At 64.8% G+C, this 13,708-nt stretch carries 18 protein-coding genes; all 18 read right to left on the minus strand.

Going from position 1 to position 13,708, the window contains the following annotated elements; genetic code table 11:
- Window positions 1-144: 144 nt before the first annotated feature.
- Entirely contained in the window at window positions 145-462 is a 318-nt protein-coding gene (locus ENJ19_03710; GenBank protein ID HHM04833.1) for a phosphoribosyl-ATP diphosphatase, read from the minus strand.
- The gene (gene hisI, locus ENJ19_03715; protein HHM04834.1) at window positions 459-854 is read right to left on the minus strand and encodes a phosphoribosyl-AMP cyclohydrolase; all 396 of its coding nucleotides are present in this window, start codon (window positions 852-854) and stop codon (window positions 459-461) included. The genes ENJ19_03710 and hisI overlap by 4 nt, the downstream gene beginning before the upstream one ends.
- Window positions 851-1,627: an imidazole glycerol phosphate synthase subunit HisF gene (hisF, locus tag ENJ19_03720; protein ID HHM04835.1), complete on the minus strand. Its 777-nt coding sequence runs from the start codon at window positions 1,625-1,627 to the stop codon at window positions 851-853. The genes hisI and hisF overlap by 4 nt, the downstream gene beginning before the upstream one ends.
- A gap of 2 nt (window positions 1,628-1,629) precedes the next feature.
- A complete protein-coding gene (gene hisA, locus ENJ19_03725; protein ID HHM04836.1) occupies window positions 1,630-2,364 on the minus strand; it encodes a 1-(5-phosphoribosyl)-5-[(5-phosphoribosylamino)methylideneamino]imidazole-4-carboxamide isomerase in 735 nt (244 codons plus the stop codon).
- A 25-nt stretch (window positions 2,365-2,389) separates the two neighbouring features.
- On the minus strand, window positions 2,390-3,037 hold the full coding sequence (gene hisH / locus ENJ19_03730; protein ID HHM04837.1) for an imidazole glycerol phosphate synthase subunit HisH: 648 nt from the start codon (window positions 3,035-3,037) through the stop codon (window positions 2,390-2,392).
- 102 nt (window positions 3,038-3,139) lie between these two features.
- The gene (gene hisB / locus ENJ19_03735) at window positions 3,140-3,730 is read right to left on the minus strand and encodes an imidazoleglycerol-phosphate dehydratase HisB (GenBank protein HHM04838.1); all 591 of its coding nucleotides are present in this window, start codon (window positions 3,728-3,730) and stop codon (window positions 3,140-3,142) included.
- Entirely contained in the window at window positions 3,727-4,848 is a 1,122-nt protein-coding gene (locus tag ENJ19_03740; protein ID HHM04839.1) for a histidinol-phosphate transaminase, read from the minus strand. The genes hisB and ENJ19_03740 overlap by 4 nt, the downstream gene beginning before the upstream one ends.
- Window positions 4,841-6,157, minus strand: coding sequence for a histidinol dehydrogenase (gene hisD / locus ENJ19_03745; protein HHM04840.1), 1,317 nt, complete (start codon window positions 6,155-6,157; stop codon window positions 4,841-4,843). Before hisD ends, ENJ19_03740 begins: the two co-directional genes overlap by 8 nt.
- A 14-nt stretch (window positions 6,158-6,171) precedes the next feature.
- Entirely contained in the window at window positions 6,172-6,816 is a 645-nt protein-coding gene (locus ENJ19_03750; protein HHM04841.1) for an ATP phosphoribosyltransferase, read from the minus strand.
- A gap of 22 nt (window positions 6,817-6,838) precedes the next feature.
- Window positions 6,839-8,098, minus strand: a complete 1,260-nt coding sequence (gene murA / locus ENJ19_03755; GenBank protein HHM04842.1) for a UDP-N-acetylglucosamine 1-carboxyvinyltransferase — start codon at window positions 8,096-8,098, stop codon at window positions 6,839-6,841.
- Between the two features lie 46 nt (window positions 8,099-8,144).
- The gene (locus tag ENJ19_03760) at window positions 8,145-8,387 is read right to left on the minus strand and encodes a BolA/IbaG family iron-sulfur metabolism protein (GenBank protein ID HHM04843.1); all 243 of its coding nucleotides are present in this window, start codon (window positions 8,385-8,387) and stop codon (window positions 8,145-8,147) included.
- A 73-nt stretch (window positions 8,388-8,460) separates the two neighbouring features.
- Window positions 8,461-8,877 (minus strand): STAS domain-containing protein, encoded by a 417-nt coding sequence (locus ENJ19_03765; protein HHM04844.1) that lies wholly within the window; start codon window positions 8,875-8,877, stop codon window positions 8,461-8,463.
- Window positions 8,831-9,448, minus strand: a complete 618-nt coding sequence (locus ENJ19_03770; protein ID HHM04845.1) for an ABC transporter substrate-binding protein — start codon at window positions 9,446-9,448, stop codon at window positions 8,831-8,833. The genes ENJ19_03765 and ENJ19_03770 overlap by 47 nt, the downstream gene beginning before the upstream one ends.
- Window positions 9,445-10,809 carry a TolC family protein gene (locus ENJ19_03775; GenBank protein ID HHM04846.1) on the minus strand — a complete coding sequence of 455 codons (1,365 nt, stop codon included), beginning with the start codon at window positions 10,807-10,809 and terminating at the stop codon, window positions 9,445-9,447. Before ENJ19_03775 ends, ENJ19_03770 begins: the two co-directional genes overlap by 4 nt.
- Window positions 10,809-11,279 (minus strand): outer membrane lipid asymmetry maintenance protein MlaD, encoded by a 471-nt coding sequence (gene mlaD, locus ENJ19_03780; protein HHM04847.1) that lies wholly within the window; start codon window positions 11,277-11,279, stop codon window positions 10,809-10,811. Before mlaD ends, ENJ19_03775 begins: the two co-directional genes overlap by 1 nt.
- A 14-nt stretch (window positions 11,280-11,293) precedes the next feature.
- Window positions 11,294-12,073 (minus strand): lipid asymmetry maintenance ABC transporter permease subunit MlaE, encoded by a 780-nt coding sequence (gene mlaE / locus ENJ19_03785; GenBank protein HHM04848.1) that lies wholly within the window; start codon window positions 12,071-12,073, stop codon window positions 11,294-11,296.
- A gap of 3 nt (window positions 12,074-12,076) precedes the next feature.
- Window positions 12,077-12,940 carry an ABC transporter ATP-binding protein gene (locus tag ENJ19_03790; GenBank protein HHM04849.1) on the minus strand — a complete coding sequence of 288 codons (864 nt, stop codon included), beginning with the start codon at window positions 12,938-12,940 and terminating at the stop codon, window positions 12,077-12,079.
- A 170-nt stretch (window positions 12,941-13,110) separates the two neighbouring features.
- Window positions 13,111-13,708: metalloprotease PmbA (gene pmbA, locus ENJ19_03795; GenBank protein ID HHM04850.1), on the minus strand; the 598-nt coding region annotated here is incomplete at its 5' end.

Raw genomic sequence — 13,708 nt, forward strand, 5'->3', positions numbered from 1 at the left:
CTCACGCGGCCCGGCCTGTGGCACAACACTGAACGCGGCGTTTGCCCACCGCGACGGAACGCAAGGCAATAACCCTGCAACTCAGCCGCAACCCCGGTGCACGCTCAGCGCTCTTCGCGATTCATTTAAACTTCGTATTGTACACTACCCCTCACGGCGCGCCTTTTCCTCCAGGCCGGACAGACCAAAGCGCCGTTCCAGCTCCCGGAGCACATCGTCCGGCCCCAGGCCCTGCTGGGCCAGCAGCACCAGGGTGTGAAACCACAGATCGGCCATCTCGTGCACCAGCGCCTGCTGATCGTCCCCCTTGGCGGCAATGACGGTCTCGGTGGCCTCTTCGCCGATTTTTTTCAGTATCGTGTCCACGCCCCCGGCGTACAGGCTGGCAACATAGGAGCTGTCCGGCGCGGCGCCCTTGCGGCGTTCCAGCACCCCGGCCAGGCGCTGCAATACGTCGTTCACGGTGCGCCTCCGTATATTTCAGCCGCGTCTTTGAGCACCGGGTCCGCCGGCTGCCAGGCCTGATCTTCCAGGCGCAAATAAAAACAGCTCTGGCGGCCGGTGTGGCAGGCGATGCCACCCCCTTGTTCAACGCTCAGCAACACGGTGTCGCCGTCACAATCGAGCCGCAGCTCACGCACGGTTTGCACGTGACCGGAACGCTCCCCCTTGCGCCACAGCCGGCCGCGGGAGCGGGACCAGTACACCGCGCGGCCGCTGGCGGCGGTCTCCGCCAGCGCCTCGCGGTTCATCCAGGCCAGCATCAAGACCCGGCCGCTGACGGCGTCCTGGGCGATGGCGGGCACCAGGCCGTCACTGTTCCAGCGCACCTGATCCAGCCAGGCGGGCGTCACAAGCGCACCTCGATACCGCGCGCGGCCAGGTAACGCTTGGCCTCCTGCACGCTGTATTCACCGTAGTGAAAAATACTGGCGGCCAGGACAGCGTCGGCATGCCCTTGCCGGATTCCCTCCACCAGATGCTGCAGCGTGCCCACCCCGCCGGACGCAATGACGGGGATGGACACGGCGTCGCTCACCGCCCGGGTGAGGCCCAGGTCAAAGCCGTCTTTGGTGCCGTCCCGGTCCATGCTGGTCAGCAGGATTTCGCCGGCGCCCAGCGCTGCCACCTGTTGCGCCCACGCCACGGCATCCCGGCCCGTGCCCTTGCGGCCGCCGTGGGTGAAGACTTCCCAGCGGGGAGGCTCACCGGCTGCGGTTTTGACCTGCTTGGCATCGATGGCCACCACGATGCACTGGGCGCCAAAACGGGCGGCGGCTTCCCCCACCAGCCCGGGGTTCCCCACGGCGGCGGTGTTCATGGCCACTTTGTCGGCCCCGGCGCTGAGCATGCGGCGCACATCAGCGGGCGTGCGCACCCCACCCCCCACGGTGAGGGGGATGAACACCTGGCCGGCCACCGCGTCCACCACGTGGACCAGGGTTTCCCGCTCCTCGTGAGAGGCGGTGATGTCCAGAAACACCAGTTCGTCCGCGCCCTGTTCGTCGTAGCGGCGGGCGATTTCCACCGGGTCGCCGGCATCGCGGATGCCGAGGAACTTCACGCCCTTGACGACGCGGCCCTTGTCCACGTCCAGACAGGGAATGATGCGTTTGGCCAGTCCCATGATCAGCCCGCGTCGTCCACCAGTTGTTGCGCCTCGGCCAGGTCGATCTCGCCCTCGTACAGAGCGCGGCCCACCACCGCGCCCATCACACCGTCCCCGGCCAGTTCCGCCAGCTTGTGGATATCGTCCAGGCTGGCGATGCCGCCGGAGGCGATGACGGGAATATGAATGGCCTGGGCCAGGGCCCGCGTCGCCTCCAGATTCGCACCGCTCATCATGCCGTCGCGGCTGATGTCGGTGTAAATGATGGCGTCCACGCCCTCCCGCTCGAAACGCTGGGCCAGGTCGATGACATCGTGATTGGACAGCTTGGACCAGCCATCTATGGCCACTTTGCCGTCTTTCGCATCGAGGCCCACGATGATGTGACCGGGAAACTCCGAGCAGGCGTCGCCGACGAAATGGGGCACATTGACCGCATTGGTGCCCAGCACCACGTAGCTCACGCCCATGTCGAGATAGGTTTCGATGGTGTCATCATCGCGAATGCCGCCACCCACCTGAATCGGCACCTCGGGATGGGCCTCGCAGATCCGCCGGATCACCTCGGCATTCACCGGCCGCCCGGCGAAGGCGCCGTTGAGATCGACGATATGCAGCCTTTTCGCGCCGGCGCTCACCCAGCGGCCGGCGGTGGCCACGGGATCATCGGAGAAGACCGTATCCTCCTCCATCCGTCCCTGGCGCAGGCGCACGCATTTTCCGTCTTTCAAGTCGATGGCTGGAATAACCAACATGACGATTCCTCTTCCTCTCCGACGCTTAAACACTACCGTCCCAGGCCACAAAATTGGCCAACAGGGCCAAGCCCGCGTGCTGGCTCTTTTCCGGATGGAACTGCACGGCGAACAGCTTTCCCCGCGCCACCGCCGCCACGAAGGACTGGCCGTAAACCGTCGTCCCCGCCACCGACTCAGGCGCGGCGGGCTCGCAGTAGTAACTATGGACGAAATAAAAGCGGGTATCTTGGGCAATGCCCTCCCACAAGGGGTGGGGGCGGGTCTGGTGCACTGCGTTCCAGCCCATGTGGGGGACTTTGATGCGCTCCCCGCCGTCGTGACCCGCCGGGCCGGGCTGAAAGCGGCGCACCCGCCCCGCTAGGATCCCGAGACCCGCCGAGCCGCCGTTTTCCTCACTCCAGTCAAACAGGGCCTGCATGCCCACACAGATGCCGAGAAAGGGCCGGGTGGCGGCGCACTCTTTGAGCACCGCATCCAACTCCAGGCGCCGGAGTTCATCGACACAGTCTTTCATCGCCCCCACGCCGGGAAACACCACCCGGGCGGCTTTGGCGATCTCCTGCGGGTCGTAGGTCACCCGCACCGGCGCGCCCTGCCCCACCCGTTCCAGGGCTTTGGCCACGGAGTGCAAATTGCCCATGCCGTAATCAACCACTGCGATGGTGTTCATGCTGCTCGATATCCTGCCCCCCTCTTTGAAAAAGGGAGCCTGGAAGGAACTCTCCAACACACCCCCCGGTGAAAAAGGGGGGCATCGTCACCTCAACCATTCCTACAAGGCACCTTTGGTGGACGGCACGCCGGGCATGCGCCCGTCCCGCTCCACGGCCATGCGCAGGGCCCGGCCGAAGGCCTTGAACACGGTCTCGGCGATGTGGTGGCTGTTACCGCCACGCAAAGCATCCACATGCAACGTCACCCGGGCATGGTTGACCAGGCCCTGAAAGAACTCGCGAAACAAATCCACGTCGAAGTCGCCGATACGGGCCCGGGTGAAGGCCACCTCAAACACCAGGCCGGGCCGGCCGGAGAGGTCGATGACCGCACGTGCGAGGGCTTCGTCCAGGGGCACGTAAGCATGGCCGTAACGGCGAATGCCCGTTTTGTCACCCATGGCCTGGGCCAGGGCCTGCCCCAGGGTGATGCCGATGTCTTCCACCGTGTGGTGGGCGTCGATGTGCAAATCACCCTCCGCCTCGATGTCGAGATCAATCAGCCCGTGGCGGGCGATCTGCTCCAGCATGTGATCCAAAAAAGGCACGCCCGTGGCCAGCCGGCTGGCGCCGCTGCCGTCGAGGTTCACCGCCACGACGATACGTGTTTCCAGGGTGTCGCGCCGCACCGTGGCCTTGCGTTCGCTCATCGCACAGCCTCCCGCAGTTCGTTGTCGGAAGCGGTATCGCCGGCCAGGGCCGCGGCCAGCGCCGCCAGAAAAGCCGAGTTTTCTTCCGGCCGTCCCACGGTCACCCGCAGGCAGTCGGCCAGCAGGGGATGGGCACCGTGCAGACGTTTGATCAGCACGCCCCGGGCTTTGAGGGCTTCAAACAAGGCCGGCGCCCGTCCCGCGGGCCCGCGGAACAGAATGAAATTGGCCTGGCTGGGAAACACCTGCACCCCGGGCAGGGCTGCCAGATCCTTGGCCAGGCGGTCGCGGTCGGCGCGGATGCGGCGGGTCTGCTCTGCCAGAACATCAAAGTGCGCCAGGGCAAAGGCGGCGCTGGCCTGAGTCAGCACATTGATGTTATAGGGCAGACGCAGCTTGTCCAGCTCGTGCAGCCAGGCCGGATCGCCCACCAGATAGCCCAGCCGCAAACCGGCCAGGCCCAGCTTGGACAGGGTGCGCAGCACCAGGAGATTGCCGTAGCGCCCCAGGCGACCGAGGAAACTGGCATCGCAAAAGGGTGTGTAGGCCTCGTCCACCACCACCAGGCCCGGCGCCGCCTTGATGACGGCCTCCATGGCCGCGGCATCGAACAGATTGCCGGTGGGGTTGCTGGGGTAGGCCAGAAACACCACAGCGGGCCGTTCACGCTCTATGGCCTCCAGCAGGGCGGGCAGGTCCAGGCGGAAATCCGCACTGAGGGGCACGCCGGTGAAACGCAGGCCCACGGTGGCACTGATGAGGCGGTACATGGAAAAGGCGGGCTCAGGAGCCAACACGGTGCGGTCCGGCCCCACCACTGCCATCAGAATCATCTGGATCAGTTCGTCGGAGCCGTTGCCCAGCAGCAGTTCCATGTCCTCGGGCAGCGCAAAGGCCCGCCGCAAGCCGGTTTTCAGGGCCCCAGCCTGGGGATCGGGATACCGGTTGAGGGAGACGCCTTTCAAGGTTTCCAACCAGGCGCCCACCAAAGACTCAGGCCAGCCGTAGGGGTTTTCCATAGCGTCCAGTTTAACCAGACCGGCGGCATCGGGCACGTGGTAGGCCTGCAAGCCCCGGATCTCGGGCCGCACCCAGCGGGATATCAATTCCTCAGCCACGGCCGCGCTCCACTTCGACCCGGTATTCCGCCGAGCGGGCGTGGGCGGTGAGCCCCTCGCCCCGCGCCAGCAGGGCGGCGGTCTCGCCCAGGGCCGCCGAACCTTGCGGCGAGCACATGATCAGGCTGGTTCGCTTCTGAAAATCGTACACCCCCAGCGGCGAGGAGAAACGCGCCGTGCGCGAGGTGGGCAGCACGTGATTGGGCCCGGCGCAGTAATCGCCGATGGCCTCCGCCGTGTAGCGGCCCATGAAAACGGCGCCGGCGTTGCGGATCTGTTTCATGAGCTCTTGGGGCTCTTCCACCGACAGCTCCAGGTGCTCGGGCGCAATGTGGTTGGCCACCCGGGCCGCCTCGGCCAGATCCTGCACTTGAATCAGCGCGCCACGGGTGCTCAAGGACTGGCGGATGATGTCGGCCCGCGCCATGGTGGGCAACAGGCGGTTGATGCTGGCCTGCACCTCGTCCAGATAGGCGCCGTCAGGACTGAGCAAAATGGACTGGGCGTCTTCATCGTGTTCCGCCTGGGAGAACAAATCCATGGCGATCCAGTCCGGCGACGTGCGGCCGTCACAGATGACCAGGATTTCCGAGGGACCGGCGATCATGTCTATGCCCACGGCGCCGAACACCATGCGCTTGGCAGTGGCCACATAGATGTTGCCGGGACCGACGATCTTGTCCACCTGGGGCACGGTCTCGGTGCCGTATGCCAGCGCCGCCACCGCCTGGGCACCGCCAAGCGCGAAGACCCGGTCCACCCCCGACAGGGCAGCGGCGGCCAGCACCAGGGCGTTGGTCTCGCCCCGGGGCGTGGGCACCACCATCACCACTTCCGGCACCCCAGCCACCTTGGCGGGAATGGCGTTCATGATGACAGAGGAGGGATAGGCCGCCTTGCCGCCGGGCACGTACAAGCCCACCCGGTCCAGCGCCGTGACCTGCTGGCCCAGCACGGTGCCGTCGGCTTCGGTGTAGGTCCAGGTGGCCTGCTTTTGGTGCTCGTGATAGGCGCGCACCCGTGCCACGGCGGTATCCAGCGCGGCGCGGGTGTCGGCCGGGATGTGCGCCAGCGCCTCTTGCAAGCTGGCGGCAGGGATTTCCAGCTCCGCCACGCTGGCGGCCTCCAGCCGGTCAAAGCGGCGGGTGTAGTCCAGCACCGCCGCATCACCCCGGCGGCGCACCTCGTCCACGATGGCCTTGACGGTGCCGTACACCGCTTCGTCAGAGACCGACTCCCAGGCCAGCAAGGCGTCCAGGGCCGGCCAGAAGTCAGTGGCGGCGCTGCTCAGTCGTTGGATGTCTGTCATCGTACTCGCCCCGTTCAAACTGATTGGTTCCGTTCCACCGCCTGCGCCAGGCGCCCCATCAGGGCCGTCACCGCGGCGTGCTGCATTTTCATGGCCGCCTTGTTGACGATCAGGCGGGCGCTGATGTCGGCGATGTGTTCCAGAGGCTCAAGGCCGTTGGCACGCAGGGTATTGCCCGTGTCCACCACATCGACGATGAGGTCCGCCAGGCCCACGATGGGGGCCAGTTCCATGGAACCGTAGAGTTTGATGATTTCCACCTGCCGGCCCCGGGCGGCGAAATAGCGGCGGGTGGCGCTGACGTATTTGGTGGCGATACGGGGCCGGACCTCGCTGATCCGGGTGCCCGGCGGCCCGGCGAGCATCAGCCGGCAGCGGGCGATGTTCAAATCCAGCGGCTCGTACAGGCCGCTGCCGTCATGTTCCATGAGCACGTCTTTGCCGGCCACACCCAGATCGGCGGCGCCGTATTCCACGAAGGTGGGCACATCGGCGGCGCGGATGACCACCAGTTTCACATCGGGGCGGCAGGTGTCCAGGATCAGCTTGCGGCTGGTCTCGGGATCGTGGCCGGGCACAATGCCGGCCGCGGCCAGCAACGGCAGCGTTTCTTTGTAAATGCGGCCCTTGGAGACGGCGATGGTGAGGAGCTGGCTCATAGAACGCAACAACCGTTGAGGCTCAGTCGGGTACCCGGCGGATTTTGGCGCCCAGTTGGGCCAGTTTTTCTTCGATGCATTCGTAGCCACGGTCCACGTGATAAATGCGGTCCACCAAAGTATCGCCCTCGGCCACCAGGCCCGCCAGCACCAGGCTGGCGGAGGCGCGCAAATCGGTGGCCATCACCGGCGCGCCGGTGAGGCTGGACACGCCCCTGGTGATGGCGGTGTTGCCTTCCAAACGGATGTCCCCGCCCAGGCGCTGCAACTCTTGCACATGCATGAAACGGTTTTCGAATACCGATTCGGAGATGGTGCCAGTGCCTTCCGCCACGCAGTTCAAGGCACAAAACTGCGCCTGCATGTCGGTGGGGAAAGCGGGATAGGGCGCGGTGTGCACATCCACCGCCTGGGGCCGGCGGCCGTGCATGTCCAGGCTGATCCAGTCCTCGCCCACGTGCAAATCCGCCCCCGCTTCGCGCAGCTTGGCGAGCACGGCGTCGAGGGTGTCGGGGCGCACCTGCTTCACTTTGATGCGGCCCCGGCTCATGGCGGCGGCGACCAGATAAGTGCCGGTTTCGATGCGGTCGGGAAGAATGCTGTACTGGGTGCCTCCCAGCCGCGCCACGCCCTCCACCACAATCGTGTCAGTCCCCGCGCCTTTGATGCGGGCACCCATTTGATTCAGGCACTCCGCCAGATCCACCACTTCCGGCTCCCGGGCGGCGTTTTCGATAACGGTTTTGCCCTGGGCCAGGGTGGCGGCCATCATCACGTTCTCGGTGCCGGTGACCGTGACTTTGTCGAAAAAAATCCGCGCGCCGCACAGGCGTTTGGCCCGGGCGCGGATGTAGCCGCCCTCCACGGCGATGTCCGCCCCCATGGCCTGCAGGGCCTGGATGTGCAGGTTGACGGGCCGCGAGCCGATGGCGCAGCCGCCGGGCAGGGACACTTCCGCCTCCCCGAACCGCGCCACCAGCGGCCCCAATACCAGAATGGAGGCGCGCATGGTTTTGACCAGCTCATAGGGGGCGTAACAGGCTTTGATGGTGCGGGCGTCCACCTCAATGCCCATTTTCTCATCCACCACCAGTTGCACCCCCATGCGGCCCAGCAGTTCCATGGTGGTGGTGATGTCGTGCAGGTGGGGCACGTTGCGCACCATGACCGGCTCATCGGCCAGCAAGGTGGCGGCCAGAATGGGCAGGGCGGCATTTTTGGCGCCGGAGATGCGGATTTCTCCGTCCAGGAAAGCGCCACCGGTGATGATCAGTTTATCCATGTCGGGTCACAAAACGGAGCTTGGGGGGACAAGCCACGAGAGCCTGCTAGCTGGATTGTGCCTGCTCCCATTGCTCGCGGGTATAGGTGCGCATAGACAGCGCGTGGATATCGCCACCCATTTTGTCACCCAGCGTGGCATAGACCATTTTGTGCTGCTGCAACATGGTTTTGCCGGCAAAGTCGTCGTGGATGATTTGCGCCTCGAAGTGGCGGCCGTCACCGGTGATGTGCACCTCGGCCCCGGGAAGGCCGGTTACGATCATGCGTTTGATATCGTCGACTAACATTTGAACCACCGTCAAAGAACCCGGCGTTGCAAGCGGGAAAGGGGGCACAGGATACCTGCTTATGGCTTTTTTTTTAACCCTGGCGGGTTTCGGCCGCGGGCGGAGCGCCACACCCCGGGGAGGCGGCTGCCGGTGCCGGCGCCGCTTCTATGTCCAGGGACAGTATTTTCTCCACCCCCGCCACCCGGGCGATGGCCAGCACCTGCGCCGGAACGGCGACGAAACGCACGCCCCCCCCGGCGGCGCGCGCCGCGCGCAGACACTCCAGCATCAGCGCCACGGCGGCGCTGTCGGCGCGCTCCACCCCCGCCAGATCGAGAGTGGTGACGCCGGCGGTCGTCACCGCCTGCGCAAGGCGGGGCCAAAGTGCGGGAACACTGTGGAACGTGACCGCGCCGCACAAGCGCACACGCCCATTGTCCAGTGCCTCGATCCGGGCCTCCTCAGCCACCGCGGCCGCTTTCACGCTGGTTGCGGTCCGCGAGATCAGCGATCAGTTTGTCCAGCCCCCCACGGCGCACCTCGCTGGCGAAAGTGCTGCGGTAATTGGTCACCAGGCTGACGCCGTCTATGACCACATCGAACACTTTCCAGCTGCCGCCCTGCAAATACAGGGAGTAATCAATGGGAATGGGAAACCCACCGGCCTGCTCCACCTCGGTGCGCACGGTCACTTCTTCCGCACCCGGCCTGCGGCGCAAGGGCAGGTACTCGATCTTGTTGTCTGTGTACTCGGCCAGGGATTTGGCATAGGTCCGCACCAACAGGCTGCGAAACTCGGCCACGAAGCGGCGTCGCTGCTGCGGGCTGGCGCGACGCCAGTATTTGCCCAGCACCCAGCGCGACATGCGCTCGAAGTCAAAATGAGGCAGGACGATTTCGTTCACCAGCTGGTAGAGCCGCCGGGGATTGTTGTCGATGGCGGCACGTTCCTCCCGCACCTTGCCCAGAATCTCCTCGGACGTTTTCTGCACCAGTTCCAGCGGATCCTGCACGGCCGCCGCCACACCGCCGGCCCAGGCCAGGGTCAGGACCATCACAGCCGCCCAGGTTTGTTTCATCGTTGCTCTCCAAGAGGGTCCGCGCCGATGGCGCGTTTGAGCTGCGCCACCTGCATGTTGTAGTCGTACACGGTTTTCAGATAATCACTGTGGGCCAGAACATAGCCTTGAAAAGCGGTCACCACCTTGCTCGCCTCCTCCAGGCCTGCCTCGAAATCCACAAAGCTGGCGATCATCCAGCGCCGCGCTGAGCGGCTGGCATCTTCCATGGCCGCCACCGCCTGTCTCCCCGCCGCAGCCTGGTGATAGGCCTCAGCAACCTGATAGGGTATGCCCTGGCGGGCCAGGGCGGCCTTGGCGATCATGGCATTGAGTTCCGCCTCCGCCCGCGCCACCCGCGCCGCCTGCACACCGTGACCCCACTGCCATTGCAGTCCCACCATGGGGGTGGCGCCGTAGTCGTTGAAGGGGTCGGTAATATGGGGGTTGTCCACCTTGTCGCGGTTGGGCGAATAAGACACCAGACCCGCCACCCCGGCGTAGAGACTGGGCCTGGCATCCGCCTTTTTGGCAGCCACCAGCTCACGCCGCGCGGTGAGACCCGCCGCGACTTGCGCCATTTCCGGGCGTTGTTGCAGCGCCCGCTGCTTGAGTTCCGCCAGGCCCTGCTGCGGCAACGGTACGGGCCGCAGCCGGGAATCGGCCACTTCCAGGGGCTGATCCTGAGCCGCGCCGGTCAACACTTTGAGACTGGCGAGCGCCACGTGTTCCAGGCCCTCGGCCTGAAAGAGGTAACGCCGGACCAGGGCGGCACCGGCATCCAGGGCGTACAAATCAGACTGGCGCACCCCTCCCTCGCCCTGATCCAGCCACTCCCGGGTCAGGTCGCGGGCGGCGTCCAGCCGTTTTTGCACATCGGTGAACAGCAAACGGGTGTCCCGCGCCGCAAGATAGCCGTAATATGCGCGTTGCACGTCCAGTGCGGTGCGGCTCCGGCGCAGGCGGATGTCCTCCTGCTTGACGGCCAGATTGGCCTCGGCGGCCTGTGCGTAGTGCTCAATCTTGCCGAAAGTGTACAGGGGCTTGATCAAAGCGAGCTGGAAACGCAGCCACACCGAGGCGCCATGATTCTCGTAGCGGTCGCTGCGCAGCCGGCAGCTGCCCGCCTCGCAACTGCCCGCTTCGAACAGGCCCCCGCCCACGGCGGGCGACAGGCCCACGAAGGTGTTCAAATCCACCCGCAAGTCGCCGCTGGCCCGGGCCTCATCCACCCAGCTGCGGGCGGCCTCGGCCAGATGCACCACTTCGTCGATGCGCGGGTCGTGGTCCAGAGCACGGCTGATGGCCTCCTCCAGGGTGAGCGGCTCCGCGGCGGCGGTGCAGGTCATCAGGGTCAGACCGGCGAGGGCGGCGGCCTTCATCACTGCCCCCCCTCGGCGGCCTTGCTGAACAACACCCGGCCGATCACTTGTTCCAGTATCAGCGCCGACTGCGACAGCCGGATACGGTCCCCGTCCTTGAGGTAACGCTCCTCCCCGCCGGGCTCTATGCCCACATATTGTTCACCCAACAGGCCCGACGTGAATATGCTGGCGCTGGAATCAGCGGGAATCCGGCGGTAGCGCTGCGAGACGTTCAGGGTCACCACTGCTTCATAGCTTTCATCGTCATAGGTGATGTCAGTCACGCGACCGACGCGTACGCCCCCCATGGTCACCGGAGAGCGCACTTTCAAACCGCCGATGTTGTCAAAGCGGACGGTGAGTTCATAACCTTGTTGATGAGTCAGCGCGGTGATGTTGCTGACTTTCATCGCCAGCACGAACAAGGCCGCCAGACCCGCGGCAACGAACAGACCGACAGCGATTTCCAAGCGGGTGGAGTTCTTCATTTTCAGCCTGACTTTCAAACCTCGTTGAACATGAGCGCGGTCAAAACGAAATCCAGGCCCAGCACCGCCAAAGCGGTGTGCACCACCGTCCGGGTGGTGGCGCGGCTGACCCCTTCGGAGGTGGGCACGGTGTCATAGCCTTCAAACACGGCAATCCAGGTCCCGACAAAACCGAACACCACGCTTTTGATCATGCCGTTGACGATATCGTCGTAAAAATCGACTTTGTTTTGCATCTGCGACCAAAAGGCGCCCGAGTCCACCCCCAGCAACCCGACGCCCACAAAGTAACCACCCAACACGCCCACCGCAATGAAAATGGCTGCCAGCAAGGGCATGGCGATGAGGCCCGCCGCGAAGCGCGGGGCGATCACCCGGCGCAGCGGATCCACCGCCATCATCTCCATGCCGGACAGTTGCTCGGTGGCTTTCATCAAACCGATTTCCGCGGTGAGCGCCGAACCGGCCCGCCCGCCGTATAACAAGGCGGCCACCACCGGCCCCAGTTCCCGCACCAGCGACAGCGCCACCATCACCCCCAGGGACTCTTCGGCGCCGAAGTCCACCAGAATATTGTAGCCCTGCAGCCCCATCACCATGCCCACAAACAAGCCGGACACGACAATGATCACCAGGGACAACACGCCCACCGCATAGACTTGTTGCACCACCAGGGACAGGCGGAAAACCAAGCCGGGCAGACCCAGCACGATCTGCAAAAGAAAGAGATGACCGCGGCCCAGGCGCTCGAACAGGGACAAGCCCCAGCGGCCCAGCTGTGCCAGCTTGTTCATTAGTTATTGCCGCTCCGCCAACAGGTCTTGGGCGTAGTCGGGGGCCGGGTAGTGAAAGGGCACCGGACCGTCCGGCAGGCCGTTCATGAACTGCTCCACCCAGGCCGAGGCGCTGCGCCCCAGCGCCTCCGGCGTGCCGTGACTGATGACCTTGCCGCCGGCGATTATGTAAATATAGTCGGAGATGGCCGCGGTTTCTTGCACATCGTGGGAGACCACCACGCTGGTCAGTGCCATGGCCTCGTTCAGATGATCAATGAGGGTGACGATGGCGGCTTTGGAAATGGGATCCAGGCCGGTGAACGGTTCATCGTACATGATCATCATGGGATCCAGGGCAATGGCCCGGGCCAGGGCCACCCGCCGCGCCATGCCGCCCGACAGTTCGCTGGGGCTGAGGTCGCGGGCGCCACGCAAGCCCACGGCGTGCAACTTCATCAACACCAAGTCACGAATCATGGCTGCCGGCAGCCGGGTGTGCTCACGCAGCGGAAAAGCGACATTGTCGAAGACGTTGATGTCAGTGAGCAGCGCACCGCTTTGAAACAACATGCCCATGCGTTTGCGCAACGCATACAACTCACGGCGGGGCAGCCGGTGCACCTCGCGGCCGTCCACTTTCACGGTGCCCGCATCGGGACGCAACTGACCGCCGATCAACTTGAGCAGGGTGGTTTTGCCCGTGCCACTGGGGCCCATGATGGCGGTGACCCTGCCCCGCGGGATGTCGATGTCCACACCGTCGAAAATCACCCGCCGGCCACGGCTGAAATGCAGGCCGCGTATCTCCACCACGTTGTCAGTTGCTGCCGCCGTCACCCCTGCTGAACCCCGATAGTACCGTTGTCTGCGACGCCCAAAATGCATGCCTCAAGGCTGAGGGATACTAAAGCTCAAACTGACCAAGCACAACATGCGCCTTGTAATAAAACATTTAACATCACCTGGCCGTCCGCTGACGGAATACCGCGGCGGCCCCGCTATTGGCCCGGCCATCAAACAGGCCTTCCCGATCACACCGTTGCCGCCATCAGCGCTCACTGGCCGGCAACCGTCATGCGCCCGATCATCACCGATCCGGTGCGGATGTTGCCGCGCAAGTCCACGTCCCGGCCCACCGCCACAATGTCTTTGAACATGTCCCTCAGGTTGCCGGCGATGGTGATTTCTTCAACCGGATACTGCACCTCGCCTTTTTCCACCCAGTAGCCGGCCGCACCGCGGGAGTAGTCGCCGGTGACGATGTTCACCCCCATGCCCATCAGTTCGGTCACCAGCAGGCCGGTGTCCATCTGCCGCAACAACGCTTCGAATTCCAGTTCACCGGCTTCGATGGTGAGGTTGTGCACGCCGCCGGCGTTGCCCGTGGTCTCCATCCCCAGTTTGCGGGCCGAATAGCTGTCCAGAACGTAGCCGCGCAGGATACCGTCGCTGACCAGGTCGCGGGCCCGGGTGGCCACACCTTCATTGTCAAAAGGCGCAGAACCCAATGCGCCACGCAAATGGGGCTGTTCATGGATACGCATGAAAGAGGGAAACACCGGCGTGTCCAGGGCATCCAGCAGGAACGACGCCTGGCGGTACAGGCTTTCGCCGCGCACCGCCCGGATGAAATGAGAAAACAAGCCCCCCGCC

The organism is Gammaproteobacteria bacterium (assembly GCA_011375345.1).
Lineage (GTDB): Bacteria > Pseudomonadota > Gammaproteobacteria > DRLM01 > DRLM01 > DRLM01.